Below are 17,184 nucleotides of genomic sequence, written 5' to 3' on the forward strand. Positions count from 1 at the left end.
AACCGGTCGGCGGCCCCGCTTGCGGCGTCAGGACAGGCGACGCCTGAACGCCGCCGCCAGACCGAGGACGCCGGCGCCGATCAGCCCCAGGACCGCGACGTCGCGCTGCCGGCTGGTGAAGAAGGTGTGGCGCGAGGCGAGCGTGCGATCGGTGAACGGTCCCTCGATCCGCGCAGGCCCCTGCCCCGGCTCGAAGAGGTTTCCCTCGATCCGCGGAATGGTCTCGTCGGAGAGCTGGCCCTCCCAGCCGCTGCGCGACTGGACGTCGGCGGCGTTCGGCCAGAGGCGCTGCAGGAGGCTCGCCATCACCGTGGTGCGCCCGACCCAGATGTCGCGGCGTGGATGGAGCACGCCGAAATGGATGGCGTTGGCGCACAGGCGTGCGTCGTAGACGGGATCGGGCGCGATCTGCCGCCGGCCGACCTTGTTGCGAGCCCAGCCGTCGAACTGCGGCGTGTTCACCGCCGGCAGAAAGACGGTGACGAGTTGCACATTGCTGCCGAGATGGCCGAGCTCGCCGCGCAGCGCGTTGGTGAAGCCGAGCGCCGCCGCCTTGGCGCCGTCATAGGCGGACTGGAGCGGGAAGGGCCGGATGCCGAGCACCGAGTTCACCTGCACGATGGTGCCGCGGTCGCGCGCGCGCATGCGCTTCAGGGCGGCGAGCGTGCCGAAGACCTGCCCGTGATAGGTGACGTCCGTCACGCGGCGATACTCGTCGGGCGAGATCTGGTCGGCGGGCGCGACGACCGTCGCCATGGCGTTGTTGATCCAGGCCTCGATCGGGCCGAGCTCCGTCTCGCAGCGCTCCGCCGCGGCATCCACCGCGTCGGCGTCCGACACGTCGGTCGCGATGCCCAGCGCCTTCACGCCGAGCGCGCGCAGCCGCTCCTCCACCTCCCGCAGCCGTTCTTCGCCACGCGCCAGAATTCCGACGTTCCACCCGTCGCGCGCGAATGTCTCGGCGGTGGCAAGGCCGATGCCCGCCGTTCCGCCCGTGATCACCACCGTTCTCGTCATGTCCGACCTTCGATCCCCTTGCGTCTGGCGTCGATGGCAGAAGGCCCGGACGGCCGAATGGTTGCCGGGGTTTCGCATCCGCGACGAGGTTGCGTATGAAGGCGGCGGACACGACAGGGAGCCGAGCCGATGGCCTTCAAGACGCCGCACGAAACCGCCGCCGAGGCGAAGATCGCCAAGGCCGGCTGGAAGCGCGACAAGAAGACCGGCCTCTGGAAGTGCTTCCGCGACCCCGAACGCGGCAGGACCTTTTCCGGCACGGCTGTCGAGCTCGCCCGCCAGCTCGACGCGAAGGCGCCCTCGTCCGAGGACTGATCAATCGGCGAAGACGGGATCCGGCCGTCCGGGCACTTCGCGCAGGATCTCGGCGAGCGGCGGCTGACGCCAGCCCTCGTCGAGCGAGGGCCAGCGCGGGTTGCGGTCCTTGTCGATGACGGCGGCGCGCACGCCCTCGTGGAAATCCTCGACGCGCAGGCAATAACAGGCGGCGCGGAACTCGCGGACGAGGCAGTCCTCCAGCGTCGTGCTCCGGGAACCTTCCGCCAGAAGCGCATGGGTCAGCGCCATAGACCAGGGCGAGCGGCCGCGCATGGTCGCCAGGGTCCGGGCGGCGAACTCGCCCTGCGCCGCATCGCTCGACATCTCCTCCAAGGCCGCCTCGATCGCCTCGACCTCCGGGCGCGAAAAGGCCGCGGCGATGGCCTCGCCGTGGCGGGCGATGAGCGGCGCGGGGAGCAGCTCCGCACGGTCGGCGATCAGGCGCTCGACGTCCGCGTGGCTTGCGCCCGGATCCAGCCCGATCAGCGCGGCGCGCAGCTCGGCTGTCCGGCTCGACGGCACGCAGCGGTCGAGCAGGCCGGCGGCCAGCGCATCCCCCGCCTCGACCGTCTCGCCGGTCAGAGCGAGGTATCGGCCGAACGCACCCTCCAAGCGCGGCAGGACGAAAGTCGCGCCGACATCGGGCAGGAAGCCGATGCCGACCTCCGGCATGGCGAAGCGCACGCGCTCGGTCGCGACGCGGTGCTTCAGATGCATCACCAGCCCCGCGCCGCCGCCCATGACGATGCCGTCCGCCAGCGCGACGATCGGCTTTGTCGCATGGGCGAGGCGCGACAGAAGCTCGTATTCCTCGCGCCAGAAGGCTTCCGCGATCCCGTCGCCCGCCCGGCCGCTCACGGCCACGGCGCGGATGTCGCCGCCGGCGCAGAAGGCGCGCTCGCCGGTGCCCTCGAGGATCACGAGGGCCACGGCCGGGTCGTCGAGGAAGGCGTCGAGCGCCCGGCGCAGGGCGCGCACCATGTCGAGGTCCAGCGCGTTCAGCGCCTTCGGGCGGTTCAGCCGCAGGATGCCCGCGCCGCCCTCGCGGGTGACGACGATCGTCGGCTGCTCTTCGGTCATGCGGTCCATCCTCCCAAACAGGGTGCCAGCCTGCCCGGAAAAGCGACCCCTGTCACGGCGTGCGACGACCGGGCCATGCAACCGGCGCGGCGGCTCGCGCGTAGTCCCATCACGACTGACGTGAACGGGACGAAGCACATGAGCACGACGCTGGACGAGGAGCGGGTTCGCCAGAAGGCGCACGAGATCTGGGAATCGGAAGGACGTCCGGACGGGCGTGCCGAATCGCACTGGCTGCAGGCGCGCGAGATCGTCGCCCTGAAGGACAGCTACGGCTCGACCCTGACGCCGGTCGAGGAAACGCTGGAGGACGAGCCTGAGCCGGCCGTCGCCTTCGAGAACCAGGGCGAGTTTCCCGAACTGACCGACATCGGCGAAGGGGCGCGCGGCCCGAGCTGGCAGGCCGCCCGCGAAACGACCGGCGCCAACGACGACGACGCCGATCCCGACAACACCGTGCCCTCGCAGGGCACCCGCGCCTGAGGCGCGTCAAGGAGCATCACCAAGATGGCCAAGGATTTCCCCGAGCAGCGCGTGCCGAATGACCGGCAGCGCAGCGAATTCGCCGAGACGTCCGAGATCAGCGCGGCCGACCGCGCTCTTCTCGAAAGCGCGACGGCGGAAGCCGCGCGCGATCCCGCCGACCGTCGCGCCGGTTCGCCGGCCGACGACGACGCGACCCGGCTCGACGTGCGCGCCGAGCCGCGCAGCGAAGTCACCGCGCCGATGCCGGGCACCGGCTACGACGAGACGGAGGACGGCCTCGCCGACCAAGACGAGGCCGTCCGCGCCCAAGCCGAGGACCGGGTGACCGGCAGCCCGGCCGAACTCGACTTCAAGGCGTAAGGCTAACCGTCGCTGCGCTCGCCCTTCGCGACGATGCGCAGCGCGTCGTCGGGGAGCGGGCGCTGCAGCGTCTTGGCCTCGTCCCACGGCGCTTCCAACCAGAGGTCGATCTCCTCCGGCTCGGTGAGAATCACCGGCATGGCCTTCGGGTGGATCGGGGCGACGACGGCATTGGCCGTCGTCGTCAGAAAGCCGAAGGCGTCCACGGTCACCTCCCTTTCCGCCTTTCGCCGCGTGCTGGTCCAGCTTGTCCAGATGCCGGCGAAGGCGAGCGTCGGACGCTCGGGCGAGGCGGCGAACCAGACCGGCACCTTGGCACCATCGTCCGTCGTCTCGTATTCGCAGAAGGCGTTGAACGGCGCGAGGCAGCGATGAGCCGGCGACAGCCAGCGCCGCCAGTGCGGGCTCGCCGTGTTGCGGATGTTGGTGACGCCGGGATCGGTGCTGCGGCCCTTCAGGGCGAACTGCGGGGACGGCATGCCCCAGCGGGCGAGCGCAAGCTCCCGCTCGCCGTCCGCCATCCGCAAGATCGGCGCGGCCTGATCGGGAAAGACGGCGGGCATGGCGGCGAGATTGCCGAGATCGTCGCGCGAGGCGCGAAACAATCGCCGCATCGCGGATTGCGAGGTGGTGATCGAATAAAGGTTGCAGATCGCAGCCTCCCTTACGAATGAGGACTTGCCCGCGGGGCAGGCCTATGCTGCATCGCCGGACAACTAGCCCCCGCCAGCTCTCGGACCAGCGTCCCCCCGGCCGGCTCGGGTTGCTCAACGCTCGATCGGTCTCCCATGCATCAGGACGGGTTGCCACCCCTTCGCCGCCGGCTCGCCTTCGCCACCATCGCCATGGCTTTGTTCGTGGCGGTTCTCGACGGAACCGTCGCCAACGTCGCCCTGCCGCCCATCACGCAGGACCTCGGGATCCAGCCGGTCGAGGCGATCTGGGTGGTGAACGGCTACCAGCTCGCCGTTACTGTCCTTCTCCTGCCGCTCGCGCGGCTGGGCGAGATTCTCGGCTATCGCCGCGTCTACCTCACGGGCCTCGGTATCTTCACGCTGGCCTCCCTCGCCTGCGCCTTGTCGCGCTCGCTCGACATGCTGATCGCCGCCCGCGTCCTGCAGGGCATGGGCGCGGCCGGCGTCATGAGCGTCAACATCGCGCTCGTACGCTTCATCTTTCCGGCCTCGCGCCTCGGCCGCGCGGTCGGGCGCGTCGCCATCGTGGTCGGCGTCTCGTCCGCCGCCGGCCCCTCCATCGCGGGGGCGATCCTGTCGGTGGCTTCGTGGCAGGCGCTGTTCCTGATCAACGTGCCGATCGGGCTGCTCGCGCTGGTCGCCGGCTCGCGAACCCTCCCCGACACGCCGCGATCGAACCGCCCATTCCACATCACCAGCGCGCTTCTCAGCGCCGCGACCTTCGGCATGGTGATCTCCGGCGTCAATGGGATCGGCCATTCGGAAGGACTGCTACCCTCGCTGGGCCTCCTCGCCGCCGGGCTCGTGGTCGGTGTCTTTTTCGTGCGCATGCAGTTGCGGATGGAGGAGCCGATCTTGCCGGTCGATCTCCTCCGGCGCCCGATCTTCGCCCTGTCGGCGACGACCTCGGTCTGCTCCTTCGGCGCGCAGGGCATCGCCTTCGTTTCGCTGCCTTTCCTGCTGCACGATGAACTCGGGCGCTCGGCCGCCGAGACCGGCCTTCTGCTCACGCCCTGGCCGATCGCGACCGCCATCGCCGCCGCCGTCTCCGGCCGCCTCGCCGACCGCTACGATCCGGGACGCCTCAGCGCGCTCGGCCTCGTCCTGTTCTCCGCCGGCCTCCTGGCGCTCGTGTTCCTGCCGACCGGCGCCGGCGACGCCGACCTCGTCTGGCGGCTGGCACTCGCCGGCTTCGGCTTCGGCCTGTTCCAGACGCCCAACAACAAGATCCTGATCACCAGCGCTCCGCGCGAGCGCAGCGGCGGGGCAAGCGGCATCCAGTCCACCGCGCGGCTCGTCGGCCAGTCGCTCGGTGTCGCGCTGGTGGCGGTGATGCTCGGGCTCGTCGCTGCGGAGCCCTTGAAGGCCGCTCTCCTGCTGGCCGCCGTTCTCGCCGCCACCGGCATCGTGCCGAGCCTCCTGCGCCGCTACGAGCCGCAACCGGCGGCAGCGCCGGCGCGCGCCGTCCAGGCGGAGGACATGGCCGCCGGCGGGTAGCGACCGTTGGCGATTCCTTATCGGCTTCGATGGCAGAGAGGGATCGTCTCAGCACCCGGAGCCCGCCATGGACATCGCGATCGTCGGCTGCGGCTTCGTCGCCGACTACTACATGACGACGCTGCCGAACCATCCGGAACTGCGCCTCGTCGGGGTCTTCGACCGCGATCCGGAGGCCGCGAAACGCTTCGCGGCGTTCCACGGCGCCCGTGTCTTCGAGACGTTGGATGCGCTGCTGGCCGATCCCGCGATCGGGCTCGTCCTCAACCTCACCAACCCGTCCAGCCATTACGCCGTCTCGCGCGCCTGCCTCGAAGCCGGGCGCCACGTCTATTCCGAGAAGCCGCTCGCGATGGACATCGGCGAAGCCGAGCACCTCGTCGCTCTGGCGCGCGAGAAGGGGCTCCAGATCGCCTCGGCTCCGTCCTCCGTCCTCGGGGAAGCCGCGCAGGGTCTTCGCCGCGCAATCGTCGACGGTGCGATCGGCGAGCCGCGCCTCGTCTATGCCGAGATGGAAGACTCGATGGTCTTCCGCGAGAACTACCGCTCCTGGCGCAGCCTGTCGGGCGCGCCCTGGCCGGCGGAGGACGAGTTCGCCGTCGGCTGCACGCTGGAGCATGCCGGCTACTACCTCACGTGGCTGTGCGAGTTCTTCGGGCCTGTCGAAGAGATGACGGCCTTCTCGGCCAAGCTCTTTCCCGACAAGGGCACGGGCCAAGCCCCCGGCGAGATCGCCAACGACTTCTCGATCGCCTGTCTTCGCTTTCGCAGCGGCCCCGTCGCCCGCCTCACCTGCGGCCTTGCGGCACCGAGCGACCGGTCGCTGCATGTCGTCGGCACCGAAGGCGTCCTGTCGCTGACGGACGGCTGGAACGCGGCTTCTCCCGTCTACCTGCGTGACACGGCCGGCCACTGGCGACCGCGCGTCGGCGTCCTCGGCAAGGTGATGCGTCGGCTGGAGCGCGGGCGCCCGCTGAAGCACTGGTTTGGGAAACGCGTGCCTGTGTCGTCGAGCCAGGCCGTCGTGCCCGAAACCTCGTCGCGAATGGACTTCATGCGCGGGCCGGCCGCGATGGCGGAAGCGATTCGTGCGGGCGCCCGCGCGCCGCTCGCGGACGCCTTCGCGCTCCACGTCACGGAACTCTCGATCGTGGCACAAAGCGCCGAGCGCTTTCCCATGCCCTATCGGCCGCGCTCGACGTTCTGACGCCCGAGGGCTTGCGCCCATGTCCGTTGCGGCTAGGTTCGTGCCGAGCGTCGGCGGCCAGCCCGTCCCCATCGGATCGTCATGCAGAGCACGTCACGCCCCATCGCCATCCTTGCGAGCGACACGCCGGAAGCCGCCGACGCCGCCGAGCGGCTGTCTTCCCTTTACCGCACGGTCGAGCCGGAGGTCGCCGAGGTCATCGTGGCGCTCGGTGGCGACGGGTTCATGCTGCATGTCCTCCACCGCTTCATGGACACGGGCAAGCCGATCTACGGTATGAACAAGGGAACCGTCGGCTTCCTGATGAACGAATATCGGGAGGACGGTCTCTCCGAACGGCTGGAGAGGGCTACGGAGACCGAGATCCATCCCCTGGAGATGACGGCGGTGGACGGCGACGGCCTCCCCCATTCGGCGCTGGCGATCAACGAGGTGGCGCTGTTCCGCCAGTCCTATCAGGCGGCGCGTCTTAAGATCAGCATCGACGGCAAGACGCGGCTGGAGGAGTTGGTCTGCGACGGCGTGCTGGTCGCGACGCCGACCGGTTCCACGGCCTACAACCTCTCGGCCCAGGGGCCGATCCTGCCGATCAGCGCGCCGCTGCTCGCGCTGACGCCCGTCAGCGCCTTCCGGCCGCGGCGCTGGCGCGGCGCGCTCCTGTCGCGACACCAGATCGTCGATATCGAGGTGCTGGAAGCGCAGAAGCGGCCGGTCAATGCGGTGGCGGACCATCGAGAGGTGAAGTCGGTCCAGTCGATCCGCATCCGCGAATCGGCCGATCTGCGCAGCCTCATCCTGTTCGACGCCGAGCACTCCTGGGACGAGCGAATCCTGGCCGAGCAGTTCCGCTACTGACCTCAGGCAGCGAGGTAGCGGTCGGTCCGCCGGCGCGCGGAGGCCTGCTGCATTTCGCAGGACATGCGATGAAGGAGCCGCGACAGCTCGTCGGCTTCCGCTCCGTCCGCATCCTTCCGAAACGCGATCACGACGCGCTCCATGACGGACGACGCGACGTCGGCATGGTCGAAGCGATCGTCGCCCGCCATGTCCTTCCAGACGCGCACGGCCGACAGGAGCAGCGGCACGACGGTCTTCGGCAGACCGGCGGCCGAGGCGAGCGCCATGAAGGCGGGCTCGCGCGCGTCGGCGATCACCGAGCGCACGCGCTCGTCGGACAGGCCCGTCAGTCGCGCCATGGAGGCGGCGAAGAGGTCGATCCGGCCCATGCACACCGCCCGCACCAGGACGGCGGCGTTGAGCTGGCTGGTGCCGCGGAGCTGCTCCACGAAGGCCGAAAGCTCGTCCGCCTTGACGCTGTCGATCAGGGAGGCGGTCGCCTGCTCGTGGACGTCCTGGCGCAGCCGCTCGGCGCGCGTGGGGCCGACGATGTTGGCGACGAGGGCCGAGCGGCACAGGGCGTCGCCGAGGCAGGACAGGAGCGCATGGCGAAGGCCCGCCGGAAGGTCGCCGCGCTGGAGCAGCGCGAAGCGCAGGTCGCTCGCCTGCGCCGCCTCTTCGACAAGGTGGCAGAGCGCAGCGCCTTCCAGCTCGGCCGTCTGGTTGCGAGCAAGTTCGAGGCAGGCGACGGCATCACCGCCGGCGACGATCTCGGCGGCCACCGTCGCGGGAAGCTGAAGCCTCTTGGCGACCGCCAGGGACACGGCCGGGCGCCCGGCACGCACGAGGTCGCAGAGATCCTCTACCGTCAGGAGCGGCGACAGGACGATGACCGGAACGGCGACGTCGTCGATGTCCCTGGACAGGAGGCGGACGAGCTGACGGGGCGCGTTGCCAGCCGATGCGACGCCGTCCGCGATCGCACGGCGCACGCGCGGCGACGGGTCCTCGGCGGCCACCATCAGGGCGGCCTCCGCCTCGCGCAGGTCGCTCGGCAGGAACTTGCGGTTCACCACGGCGTCGGCCAGCATCGCGACGGCCGCGCAGCGCTCTGCGGCAGACGCGGTCTCGCACCAGTAGACGAATTGCTGTGCCAGCATGAGTTCCATGATCCGCAGGAAACCGATGCGGACCATGGTGGAGCTCAAAGCTTTAAGAAACGGTTCACCACGTTCCGAAAGGGCCGCTTAACCCTGCCGGGACGCCTCGTCGTACTTCGGGCGGCGCATCGGAAACGCCTCCTCCGTGGAGGCGAAGTCGAGATAGCCGAGCCGCGACAGCGGACGGGCGAGGTCCAGCGCGATGCGCCCGTCGCGCAGGATGCGCTCGTCGATGTGGATGCCGACCACCTGGCCGATCACCATCACCGCATCGCCTTCCGCGCCGTCGAGGCCGACGGGGCGGAACCATTGCGTCAGGCGGCACTCGAGCGCCGCCGGCGCCTCGGCGACACGTGGCGCGGCCACGAGCCGGCAAGGCGCTTCGGTGAGGCCCGAGAGCGCGAACTCGCTTACCCCCTGGGGCGCGGGAACCGACGAGGCGTTGACCGCTTCGGCCAGATCGCGGGTCGCCAGGTTCACCACGAACTCGCCGGTCGCGATCGCGTTGCCCGCGCTGTGCTTCATGCCGGTCGAGGAGAACATCACGAGCTTCGGCTTGTCCGACAGCGCGTTGAAGAAGCTGTAGGGCGAGAGGTTGGTCGTCCCGTCCGTGGCGCGTGTCGAGATCCAGCCGATCGGGCGGGGCGCGACGATGGCCTTGAACGGATCGTGCGGCAGGCCGTGGTCGTTGGTGGCGGTCTCGTAGAACATCAGACGCCCGCCGGCATGGGCGCGTCGGAAACGACGGCCGCGAGGTCCGGTCGCGGCCGGTCGCTCGGTACCTCGCTCGCCGTGCCGATATAGACGAAGCCGACGATCTTCTCCTCCGGGGCGATGCCCATCAGCGCCTTGGCGTCCTCGTCGTAGGCCACCCATTCGGTGATCCAGTTGGCCGCATAGCCCCTGGCATGGGCGGCATGGATCAGGTTCATGGTCGCGGCGCCTGCCGACAGGACCTGCTCCCATTCCGGGATCTTGAAATGCGGCTTGGCGGTCGAGACGACGCCGACCACGAGCGGCGCGCGGGTGAATCGCGCTTCCTCGAAGGCGCGGCGCGCGTCGCTGAGCGGTCCCTCGCGGCGCTCGGCGAGGTCGGCCAGCGCCCGACCGATCGCGGGCGCGGCGGCGCCCCGGAACAGGATGAAGCGCCAGGGCGCCAGCTTGCCGTGGTCCGGCACGCGCGAGGCGGCGGACAGGATCTCCCCAAGCTCCGCTTCGGAAGGTCCCGGCGCTTGAAGGCCGGGAATGGAGACCGAACGGCGGGTGGCCAGAAGTGTCTTGGCGTCGATCATGGCAGGCTCCTCTTCGCTGCGTCCGACCTAGCCGAACTCGGCGATGGCGCCAACCTGTCCTCCGCGCAATCGCGGCTCCGCCTTGAAATGGACGACGAGATGGCTTTGATGGCCTCGACCGGGGCAAGGCCTGTGGAGGATGAAGGTTGATCAAGCGCGCGCCCGGCATCGCCGTCTCCCTCGCGGCCGTCCTCCTTCCGCACGCTTCGGCCTCCGCACAGGATGCCCCGCCCGGCCCGAACGGCGGCCCGGACGTACCGGGCGCCTACGCTTCGCCGTCCGCCATACCGCAGGACCCGCAATCGCGCGACATCGGCGTCGCCCCGTCGGTCGGCATGCGCCGGCTTGAGCCGATCGCGCTGCCCGAGCGGCCGGACGAAGGTCTCGGCTCGAATATCGATCTGCCTTCGCTGCGCGGCTTCGCACCACCGCCGACGCCGCAACTCGACATCGTGCGGCCGCCTAAGAGCCTTCGCCTCAAGGCGACGCTCGGCAAGGACGGGCCGGAAATCCCGTCCGATCTGGTCTGGCGCCTGTTCGCCCCCCTGCCCGGCCCCGACGGCAAGCTGCCCGTCGTCGCCATGGCCAAAGGCCCGCAGGCGAGCTTCGACGTTCCGGCCGGCGGCTATCTGCTTCATGTCGGCTTCGGCCGCGCCGGCATGACGAAGCGGATCGACTTTTCCGGCGAGGACACGCAGGAGACCGTGGCGCTGGATGCAGGCGGCCTGCGCCTCCACGCCGCGATCCTCGACGGCAAGGTGCTCTCGAAGGATAAGCTGCGCTTCGACGTCTACAGCGCCGATGCCGGGGGCGAACGCCGGCTCCTCGCCACGGACGTCGATCCCGGTGCCGTGTTGCGCCTGAATGCCGGAAACTACCACGTCATTTCGCGCTACGGCTCGGTGAACGCCGTGGCGCGCGCCGACATCCGGGTCGAGGCCGGCAAGATCACCGACGCGACGCTTCACCACCGCGCGGCCGAGGTGACGATGAAGCTCGTGCGCGAGAAGGGCGGCGAGGCGCTGGCGGACACGGCCTGGTCGGTGACCTCGGCCCAGGGCGACATCATCGAGGAAAGCGTCGGCGCCTTCGCCTCCATGGTGCTGACGGAAGGGGACTACGTCCTCGTCGCCCGCAACAAGGACCGAATCTTCCAGCGCGAGGTGGCGGTCCGGCCGGGCGAGAACGAGGAAGTCGAGGTCCTGACCAGCGACCTCGTCGATCCCAACGACCCGAAGGTCGGCACCGGCGACTGAGAACCAGCCGCCGGCGAGATAGGTTTCAGGCGGCGCGCGCCTTGAGGTCGGGCGCGACGGCCTCGTCGGCGAGAAGCGTCAGCGCGTCGGCAAGGCTCATCGCCTCCTGGTCGCGCGAGCCGAGGCGGCGCAGGTTGACCGAACGCTCCTCCGCTTCGCGCTTGCCGCAGACGAGGATCACCGGGACCTTGGCGAGCGAGTGCTCGCGGACCTTGTAGTTGATCTTCTCGTTGCGCACGTCGATCTCGACACGCATGCCCGCAGCCTTCAGCTCTTCCGCCACCTCGCGGGCGTAGTCGTCCGCCTCGGAGGTGATCGTGGCGACGACGACCTGCGTCGGGGCCAGCCAGAGCGGGAAGTGGCCCGCGAAGTTCTCGATCAGGATGCCGAGGAAGCGCTCCAGCGAGCCGCAGATGGCCCGGTGGATCATCACCGGCGGCACCTTGTCGGAATTGCTGTCGATATAGAACGCGCCGAACCGCTCCGGCAGGTTGAAGTCCACCTGCGTCGTGCCGCACTGCCATTCGCGGCCGATCGCGTCCTTCAAGGTGTACTCGAACTTCGGGCCGTAGAAGGCGCCCTCGCCCTCGTTGATGCCGGTCTTGATGCGCCCGCCCGACTGCGCCTCGATGGTCTTGAGCACGTCGCGCATCACGCTTTCGGCGCGGTCCCACATGGCGTCCGTGCCGACGCGCTTCTCGGGGCGCGTCGAGAGCTTGACCACGATCTCCTCGAAGCCGAAATCGCGATAGACCGAGAGGATCAGGTCGTTGATCTTCAGGCACTCGGCTTCCATCTGCTCGTCGGTGCAGAAGATGTGCGCGTCGTCCTGCGTGAAGCCGCGCACGCGCATCAGCCCGTGCATGGCGCCCGACGGCTCGTAGCGGTGCACCGTGCCGAACTCGGCATAACGGATCGGCAGCTCGCGATAGGACTTCAGGCCGTGCTTGAAGATCATCACGTGGCCGGGGCAATTCATCGGCTTGAGGGCGAAGACGCGCTTGTCCTCCGCCTCGTCGCCCGCCGACTGCACCTGGAACATGTTCTCACGATACCAGCCCCAGTGGCCGGACGTTTCCCAGAGCGACTTGTCGAGCACCTGCGGCGCGTTCACCTCGGCATAGTCGCCCTTCAGGCGGCGGCGCATATAGGCGACGAGATCCTGGAACAGCGACCAGCCCTTGGGGTGCCAGAAGACGACGCCCGGCCCCTCCTCCTGGAAGTGGAAGAGGTCCATCTCGCGGCCGAGCCGGCGATGGTCGCGCTTCTCGGCCTCCTCCAGCATGTGGAGGTAGGACTTGAGCTGCTCCGGCGTCGCCCAGGCCGTGCCGTAGATGCGCGTCAGCATCGGGTTGTTCGAATCGCCGCGCCAATAGGCGCCCGCGACCTTCATCAGCTTGAAGGCCTCGCCGATCTGGCCCGTGGAGGCCATGTGCGGGCCGCGGCAGAGGTCGAACCACTCGCCCTGGCGGTAGATCTTGAGGTCCTGGCCCTCGGGGATCGCGTCCACGAGCTGGACCTTATAGGTCTCGCCCTTCTCGCCGAACACGCGGCGCGCCTCCTCGCGCGACCAGACCTCCTTGGTGAAGGGCGCGTTGCGGCGGATGATCTCCGCCATCTTCTTCTCGATGACCGGCAGGTCGTCGGGCGTGAAGGGCGTGTCCCTGGCGAAGTCGTAGTAGAAGCCGTTCTCGATGACGGGACCGATCGTCACCTGCGTGCCCGGCCAGAGCTCCTGCACCGCCTCGGCCAGCACGTGCGCCGTGTCGTGGCGGATCAGCTCCAGCGCACGCGGATCGTCGCGCGTCAGAATCTCGAGCCGTCCACCCCGCCCCACGGGGTCCGAGAGGTCGCGGACCTCGCCGTCCAGGGCGTAGGCGACAGCCTTCTTGGCGAGCGACTTGGAGATGCCGGCCGCGATGTCGGCACCGGTTGCGGAGGGCTCGTAGGAGCGGACGGACTGGTCGGGGAAGACGAGGTCGATCATGGCATGGTCCTTCAGTGCTCACCCCCGCCAACGATTGCGGGAAAGCTGGATCGATGGGGCACGCGCCCCTCAAGCGAAGGCGCGACTTCTACCACCGCTTCGGGACAGCGCAAGCAGGGACGGGACGGCGAGGTCAGCGTCCGGCAGGCTTCTCCTCGTCCGGCACGGGATCGAGGCCGCCCGAGCCGAACGGCCCGCAGCGCCCGACGCGCCGCGCCGCCAGCCAGCCACCGCGAAGGAGCCCATGCCGTGCGATCGCCTCGTAGGCATATTCCGAGCAGGTCGGAACGTGCCGGCAATGACCGCCGACCAGCGGCGAGAAGGTGAGCTGATAAAGCCGCACGAAGCCGGTGCCGAAGAGACGGCCCGGCGTGCGGCGCCAGGGGCCGGCGTAGTTACGGCCGGTCAAATCGGCCTCAGGTCTTCGGAAATTCGTTCGTAGAAGCGCGATTTCGGATTGTCGGCGGGATAGACCTCCACCTTGCATCCGAGGAGTGTCTCGATGGCATCCTCGATGCGGAAGATCTGACGGTACGACTCACTTCGCGGCAGATCGACCAGGATGTCGATGTCGCTGCCCTCGACGTCCTCGCCGCGCGCCACGGAGCCGAACAGGCGCGGGTTGTCTGCGTCGAAGCGGCGAACGATGGCGCGCACCTCTTCGCGATGCCGCTCCAGCGCTTCCGACGGACGCATGGTCAGGCGACCTCCCGGTGCTCGGCCTCGGCCTTGGCGAGCGCCTCGACCACCGCGTCGAAGGTCAGCATGGTGGAGGCGTGGCGCGCCTTGTGGTCGCGTACCGGTTCGAGATAGCGCAACTCGGCGAAGCGCCCCTCGGGCGGCGGTCCGCCGGCCTTCAGCATACGCTCCATCGCCTCGCGCACCGCGCGCAACTCGTCCGGCGTCGCACCGAGGATGTGACGGGCCATGACGGACGAGGACGCCTGACCGAGCGCGCAGGCGCGCACCTCGTGCGCGAAGTCCGACACGACGCCGTTCTCCAGCGCGAGATCGACGGTCACGGTCGAGCCGCAGAGCTTGGAATGGGCCTTGGCCGAGCCGTGCGGTGCCGCGAGACGCCCGATGCGCGGAATGTTGCCGGCCAGATCGAGAATTCTGTCGTTGTAGAGATCGTCGATCATGGCTTGTCCCGTGGACGCTGCATCGAGGAACGGCAGTGCTGGGAAGCGCCGCCGACCATGTCTATATAGGGGTCGCATCGCGGTGTCGGAAGGCGCCCGGACGATGCGGCCAGGATCCGCCGCTTGACGGATTTGGTACACTATAACATCAACGGGCCTTCGGATCGCGGCGGCGAAGACGCATCGGTCCCTTCGGCGCAGTCGCCTCGGCTCAGGGTTCATCATGGACGCCACGATCAGAAAGCTCGCCTCGGCCGTTGCGGCCGAACCGGTCAGCCGCCCCACGCGCGAGGAGGCGGAGGCCGCCGTCGAGACGCTTCTGCGCTGGATCGGCGAGGATCCCGGCCGCGAAGGCCTTCTCGACACGCCGCGTCGCGTGGTTAAGGCCTATGAGGAGCTCTACGGCGGCTACGGGCAGCAGCCCGCCGACGTCCTGACGCGGACCTTTGAGGAGGTCGCGGGTTACCAGGAAATGGTGCTCCTGCGCGACATCCCGTTCACGTCGCATTGCGAGCACCACATGGTGCCGATCATCGGCAAGGCGCATGTCGCCTATGTGCCGGACGGGCGGGTTCTGGGTCTGTCCAAGATCCCGCGCGTGGTCGAAATCTTCGCGCGCCGCCTCCAGACGCAGGAAAAGCTCACCGAGCAGATCGCCGCCGTGATTGACGGCGCACTGACGCCCAAGGGCGTGGCCGTGATGCTGGAGGCCGAGCATATGTGCATGTCCATGCGCGGAATCCGCACGCACGGCTCCACCACCGTCACCACCAGCTTCTACGGCTCGTTCCGCGACGAACGGGAAGAGCAGACGCGCTTCCTCGCGATGGTCGGCAGCCGGTGAGCGCGTCGGGCACGAACTTCCCCCCTCCCGGCCCCAAGGACGAACTGGAGGAGGGATCGGCGCTGACGCCGCGCTTCGACGCGGCCGGCCTCGTGACCGCCGTGGTGACCGACGCCGAGAGCGGCGGCCTGCTGATGGTCGCGCATATGAACTCCGAGGCTCTGGACCTCACGATCCGCACCGGCGTCGCTCACTACTGGAGCCGCTCGCGCAGCGCGCTCTGGAAGAAGGGCGAGACGTCGGGCGCGCTGCAGAGTGTCCGCGAGATGCGGGTGGACTGCGACCAGGATGCGGTGTGGATCAAGGTCTCGGTCGCCAGGCCCGAGGACACGTGTCACACGCACCGCCCGACCTGCTTCTACCGCAGGGTCACGCTCGGGGCGGATGGCGGCACTTTGACGGGCGGATGACAGTTCGTGCCGCGCCGCACAACATGTTGTGTCCGCGTTAACGCTGATCGTCCATGGAGCGGAAAGGCCAGAGGCCCATCCTAGGCTGGAAAAGCCGGCCGATGGACGATGGACATGATGCTGGATCGCATTTTCAGGCAAGCCGAACGCGCCGTGGCGGAGAAGGGGGCGGGCGCCGCCAAGCCGCCCGAGCGGCAGGCGCCGCGCAAGGGCGTGGCCCTCGCGCTCGGGGGCGGCGCGGCGCGCGGCTGGGCGCATATCGGCGTGCTGCGGGCGCTGGACGAGGCCGGCATCCCCGTCTCGATGATCGCGGGCACCTCGATCGGCGCCCTTGTCGGCGGCTGCTATCTCGCGGGGCGGCTGGACGAGCTGGAGGCCTTCGCCCTGTCGCTGACGCGGCGCGGGCTGATGGGGCTCCTGGACTTCAGGCTCAGCGGAGAAGGGCTGATCGGCGGCATGCGGCTGAACGCTCGGCTGGTCAGCGCCCTGAAGGACGCCCGGATCGAAGATCTCGACCGACCCTTCGTGGCGGTGGCCACGGAAGGGCGGAACGGGCACGAGGTCTGGATGGACTCCGGCTCGCTCGTGCTCGCGATGCGCGCCTCCTACGCCGTTCCCGGCATCTTCCTGCCGGTGGAGTGCGGCGGTCGGCGCCTGTTCGACGGCGCGCTGGTCAATCCGGTGCCAGTCTCCGTCTGCCGCGCCTACGAGCAGCCGCTCGTGGTGGCCGTCAATCTGCACTACGACCTGTTCGGCCGCGCCGCCGTGCTGCGCATGAAGGCGGAGAACACCGATCCCGACGCGCCGGAAAGCCCGGTCGACGCCCTCGCCACGGCGCGCATGCCGGCCGACAACCGGCGGGACAAGATCGGCATCGCCCGTTCGGTGGTCGACGCCTTCAACATCATCCAGGACCGCATCTCGCGGTCTCGCCTCGCCGGCGACCCGCCCGACCTTTCGGTGCATCCGCGGGTGCGCGACATCGGCCTCTCGGAGTTCTTCCGGGCCAAGGAATGCATCGCCTTCGGTTACGAGGAGACGATGCGCTCCATGAACGAAATCCGCCGGCTTCAGGAATGCCTGCCCGCGACCTGACGAAACCTCAGCCCGCCGCGGCGTGGATGTAGCTGCGCATTTCCTCGGCCTCCTGCTCGGCCGCTTCGATCCGGCGCTTCACCACGTCGCCGATCGACACGATGCCGACGAGCCGCCCGTCGACGCAGACCGGCAGATGGCGGAAGCGCCGGCGGGTCATGATCTCCATGGCCTCGTCTACCGTGGTCTCCTCGGTCGCCGTCGTCACGTCTCGCGTCATCACGTCGGCGATCGTGCCCGACAGCGCATCGGTACCGCCGCCCGCCACGATCCGCACCACGTCCCGCTCGGACAGGATGCCCGCGAGCTCGCCTCCCGACCCGGTCACCACGAGGACACCGATCTTGCGCTCGGCGAGAAGCCGGACGGCGTCGGCGACCGTGGTGGCCGGCTCGATCGTCACGACGTCCCGGCCCTTGGCTTCGAGAATTCGACGTACGGTCATCATGGCCTCCTTCCATCGTTGTCGAGGCTATGGTGCGACGAAGCTACGCGCTTCGC

At 69.2% G+C, this 17,184-nt stretch carries 21 protein-coding genes; 10 read left to right on the forward strand and 11 right to left on the reverse strand.

Features of this window, described 5'->3' with window-relative positions:
• Window positions 1-27: 27 nt before the first annotated feature.
• Window positions 28-1,017 (reverse strand): SDR family oxidoreductase, encoded by a 990-nt coding sequence (locus O5O54_RS17015; RefSeq protein ID WP_279483026.1) that lies wholly within the window; start codon window positions 1,015-1,017, stop codon window positions 28-30.
• Between the two features lie 129 nt (window positions 1,018-1,146).
• Between O5O54_RS17015 and O5O54_RS17020 the strand changes: the two genes are divergently transcribed.
• Window positions 1,147-1,332, forward strand: a complete 186-nt coding sequence (locus O5O54_RS17020) for a hypothetical protein (protein WP_279483027.1) — start codon at window positions 1,147-1,149, stop codon at window positions 1,330-1,332.
• On the opposite strand, the gene O5O54_RS17025 is transcribed toward O5O54_RS17020, so the two are convergent.
• A complete protein-coding gene (locus tag O5O54_RS17025) occupies window positions 1,333-2,415 on the reverse strand; it encodes an enoyl-CoA hydratase/isomerase family protein (protein ID WP_279483028.1) in 1,083 nt (360 codons plus the stop codon).
• Between the two features lie 138 nt (window positions 2,416-2,553).
• On the opposite strand from O5O54_RS17025, the gene O5O54_RS17030 reads away from it, so the two are divergent.
• Together O5O54_RS17030 and O5O54_RS17035 are read left to right on the forward strand one after the other, a co-directional pair.
• Window positions 2,554-2,898 carry a DUF2934 domain-containing protein gene (locus O5O54_RS17030; RefSeq protein ID WP_279483029.1) on the forward strand — a complete coding sequence of 115 codons (345 nt, stop codon included), beginning with the start codon at window positions 2,554-2,556 and terminating at the stop codon, window positions 2,896-2,898.
• Window positions 2,899-2,922: 24 nt separating this feature from the next.
• Window positions 2,923-3,261, forward strand: coding sequence for a hypothetical protein (locus O5O54_RS17035; protein ID WP_279483030.1), 339 nt, complete (start codon window positions 2,923-2,925; stop codon window positions 3,259-3,261).
• Window positions 3,262-3,263: 2 nt separating this feature from the next.
• Here O5O54_RS17035 and O5O54_RS17040 read toward each other — a convergent pair whose 3' ends face one another.
• A complete protein-coding gene (locus O5O54_RS17040) occupies window positions 3,264-3,914 on the reverse strand; it encodes an SOS response-associated peptidase (RefSeq protein WP_279483077.1) in 651 nt (216 codons plus the stop codon).
• Between the two features lie 150 nt (window positions 3,915-4,064).
• Here O5O54_RS17040 and O5O54_RS17045 point away from each other — a divergent pair, with 150 nt between their 5' ends.
• The 3 genes from O5O54_RS17045 (at window position 4,065) to O5O54_RS17055 (ending at window position 7,515) form a co-directional block, all read left to right on the forward strand.
• On the forward strand, window positions 4,065-5,453 hold the full coding sequence (locus O5O54_RS17045) for an MFS transporter (protein ID WP_347814892.1): 1,389 nt from the start codon (window positions 4,065-4,067) through the stop codon (window positions 5,451-5,453).
• 67 nt (window positions 5,454-5,520) lie between these two features.
• The gene (locus tag O5O54_RS17050) at window positions 5,521-6,660 is read left to right on the forward strand and encodes a Gfo/Idh/MocA family oxidoreductase (protein ID WP_279483032.1); all 1,140 of its coding nucleotides are present in this window, start codon (window positions 5,521-5,523) and stop codon (window positions 6,658-6,660) included.
• Between the two features lie 81 nt (window positions 6,661-6,741).
• Window positions 6,742-7,515, forward strand: coding sequence for an NAD kinase (locus O5O54_RS17055; RefSeq protein ID WP_279483033.1), 774 nt, complete (start codon window positions 6,742-6,744; stop codon window positions 7,513-7,515).
• 2 nt (window positions 7,516-7,517) lie between these two features.
• Here the strand turns inward: O5O54_RS17055 and O5O54_RS17060 are convergent, their stop codons facing one another.
• The 3 genes from O5O54_RS17060 to O5O54_RS17070 are packed head-to-tail and all read right to left on the reverse strand — an operon-like array spanning window position 7,518 to window position 9,949.
• Window positions 7,518-8,693 carry a DUF2336 domain-containing protein gene (locus O5O54_RS17060; RefSeq protein WP_279483034.1) on the reverse strand — a complete coding sequence of 392 codons (1,176 nt, stop codon included), beginning with the start codon at window positions 8,691-8,693 and terminating at the stop codon, window positions 7,518-7,520.
• Between the two features lie 51 nt (window positions 8,694-8,744).
• Window positions 8,745-9,368 (reverse strand): flavin reductase family protein, encoded by a 624-nt coding sequence (locus O5O54_RS17065; protein WP_279483035.1) that lies wholly within the window; start codon window positions 9,366-9,368, stop codon window positions 8,745-8,747.
• Window positions 9,368-9,949, reverse strand: coding sequence for a nitroreductase (locus O5O54_RS17070; RefSeq protein ID WP_279483036.1), 582 nt, complete (start codon window positions 9,947-9,949; stop codon window positions 9,368-9,370). Before O5O54_RS17070 ends, O5O54_RS17065 begins: the two co-directional genes overlap by 1 nt.
• Window positions 9,950-10,095: 146 nt before the next feature.
• Between O5O54_RS17070 and O5O54_RS17075 the strand changes: the two genes are divergently transcribed.
• The gene (locus O5O54_RS17075) at window positions 10,096-11,205 is read left to right on the forward strand and encodes a hypothetical protein (protein ID WP_279483037.1); all 1,110 of its coding nucleotides are present in this window, start codon (window positions 10,096-10,098) and stop codon (window positions 11,203-11,205) included.
• Between the two features lie 25 nt (window positions 11,206-11,230).
• Here O5O54_RS17075 and thrS read toward each other — a convergent pair whose 3' ends face one another.
• The 4 genes from thrS to O5O54_RS17095 form a co-directional block, all read right to left on the reverse strand.
• A complete protein-coding gene (thrS, locus tag O5O54_RS17080) occupies window positions 11,231-13,192 on the reverse strand; it encodes a threonine--tRNA ligase (RefSeq protein WP_279483038.1) in 1,962 nt (653 codons plus the stop codon).
• Between the two features lie 133 nt (window positions 13,193-13,325).
• A complete protein-coding gene (gene yidD / locus O5O54_RS17085) occupies window positions 13,326-13,643 on the reverse strand; it encodes a membrane protein insertion efficiency factor YidD (protein WP_279483078.1) in 318 nt (105 codons plus the stop codon).
• On the reverse strand, window positions 13,598-13,888 hold the full coding sequence (locus O5O54_RS17090; RefSeq protein ID WP_279483039.1) for a nucleotidyltransferase family protein: 291 nt from the start codon (window positions 13,886-13,888) through the stop codon (window positions 13,598-13,600). The genes yidD and O5O54_RS17090 overlap by 46 nt, the downstream gene beginning before the upstream one ends.
• Window positions 13,889-13,890: 2 nt before the next feature.
• Window positions 13,891-14,334: an iron-sulfur cluster assembly scaffold protein gene (locus tag O5O54_RS17095; protein WP_279483040.1), complete on the reverse strand. Its 444-nt coding sequence runs from the start codon at window positions 14,332-14,334 to the stop codon at window positions 13,891-13,893.
• 223 nt (window positions 14,335-14,557) lie between these two features.
• Here O5O54_RS17095 and folE point away from each other — a divergent pair, with 223 nt between their 5' ends.
• The 3 genes from folE to O5O54_RS17110 all read left to right on the forward strand — a co-directional run bounded on the left by folE (window position 14,558) and on the right by O5O54_RS17110 (window position 16,683).
• Window positions 14,558-15,178, forward strand: coding sequence for a GTP cyclohydrolase I FolE (gene folE, locus O5O54_RS17100; RefSeq protein WP_279483041.1), 621 nt, complete (start codon window positions 14,558-14,560; stop codon window positions 15,176-15,178).
• Window positions 15,175-15,588 (forward strand): phosphoribosyl-AMP cyclohydrolase, encoded by a 414-nt coding sequence (gene hisI / locus O5O54_RS17105; protein WP_279483042.1) that lies wholly within the window; start codon window positions 15,175-15,177, stop codon window positions 15,586-15,588. Before folE ends, hisI begins: the two co-directional genes overlap by 4 nt.
• A gap of 117 nt (window positions 15,589-15,705) precedes the next feature.
• On the forward strand, window positions 15,706-16,683 hold the full coding sequence (locus O5O54_RS17110; protein ID WP_407061725.1) for a patatin-like phospholipase family protein: 978 nt from the start codon (window positions 15,706-15,708) through the stop codon (window positions 16,681-16,683).
• A 7-nt stretch (window positions 16,684-16,690) separates the two neighbouring features.
• Here O5O54_RS17110 and O5O54_RS17115 read toward each other — a convergent pair whose 3' ends face one another.
• Window positions 16,691-17,128, reverse strand: coding sequence for a CBS domain-containing protein (locus tag O5O54_RS17115; RefSeq protein WP_279483044.1), 438 nt, complete (start codon window positions 17,126-17,128; stop codon window positions 16,691-16,693).
• Between the last annotated feature and the right edge of the window lie 56 nt (window positions 17,129-17,184).

Origin of the sequence: Aureimonas sp. SK2 (assembly GCF_029813115.1) — a bacterium.
Lineage (GTDB): Bacteria > Pseudomonadota > Alphaproteobacteria > Rhizobiales > Rhizobiaceae > Aureimonas.

Excerpts from the sequence above, each read along its gene's own strand:
- O5O54_RS17015 (WP_279483026.1), bottom strand. The coding sequence starts at position 1,017 with ATGACGAGAACGGTGGTGATCACGGGCGGAACGGCGGGCATCGGCCTT.
- O5O54_RS17020 (WP_279483027.1), top strand. The coding sequence starts at position 1,147 with ATGGCCTTCAAGACGCCGCACGAAACCGCCGCCGAGGCGAAGATCGCC.
- O5O54_RS17025 (WP_279483028.1), bottom strand. The coding sequence starts at position 2,415 with ATGACCGAAGAGCAGCCGACGATCGTCGTCACCCGCGAGGGCGGCGCG.
- O5O54_RS17030 (WP_279483029.1), top strand. The coding sequence starts at position 2,554 with ATGAGCACGACGCTGGACGAGGAGCGGGTTCGCCAGAAGGCGCACGAG.
- O5O54_RS17035 (WP_279483030.1), top strand. The coding sequence starts at position 2,923 with ATGGCCAAGGATTTCCCCGAGCAGCGCGTGCCGAATGACCGGCAGCGC.
- O5O54_RS17050 (WP_279483032.1), top strand. The coding sequence starts at position 5,521 with ATGGACATCGCGATCGTCGGCTGCGGCTTCGTCGCCGACTACTACATG.
- O5O54_RS17055 (WP_279483033.1), top strand. The coding sequence starts at position 6,742 with ATGCAGAGCACGTCACGCCCCATCGCCATCCTTGCGAGCGACACGCCG.
- O5O54_RS17060 (WP_279483034.1), bottom strand. The coding sequence starts at position 8,693 with ATGGTCCGCATCGGTTTCCTGCGGATCATGGAACTCATGCTGGCACAG.
- O5O54_RS17065 (WP_279483035.1), bottom strand. The coding sequence starts at position 9,368 with ATGTTCTACGAGACCGCCACCAACGACCACGGCCTGCCGCACGATCCG.
- O5O54_RS17070 (WP_279483036.1), bottom strand. The coding sequence starts at position 9,949 with ATGATCGACGCCAAGACACTTCTGGCCACCCGCCGTTCGGTCTCCATT.
- thrS (WP_279483038.1), bottom strand. The coding sequence starts at position 13,192 with ATGATCGACCTCGTCTTCCCCGACCAGTCCGTCCGCTCCTACGAGCCC.
- O5O54_RS17090 (WP_279483039.1), bottom strand. The coding sequence starts at position 13,888 with ATGCGTCCGTCGGAAGCGCTGGAGCGGCATCGCGAAGAGGTGCGCGCC.
- O5O54_RS17095 (WP_279483040.1), bottom strand. The coding sequence starts at position 14,334 with ATGATCGACGATCTCTACAACGACAGAATTCTCGATCTGGCCGGCAAC.
- folE (WP_279483041.1), top strand. The coding sequence starts at position 14,558 with ATGGACGCCACGATCAGAAAGCTCGCCTCGGCCGTTGCGGCCGAACCG.
- O5O54_RS17110 (WP_407061725.1), top strand. The coding sequence starts at position 15,706 with ATGCTGGATCGCATTTTCAGGCAAGCCGAACGCGCCGTGGCGGAGAAG.
- O5O54_RS17115 (WP_279483044.1), bottom strand. The coding sequence starts at position 17,128 with ATGACCGTACGTCGAATTCTCGAAGCCAAGGGCCGGGACGTCGTGACG.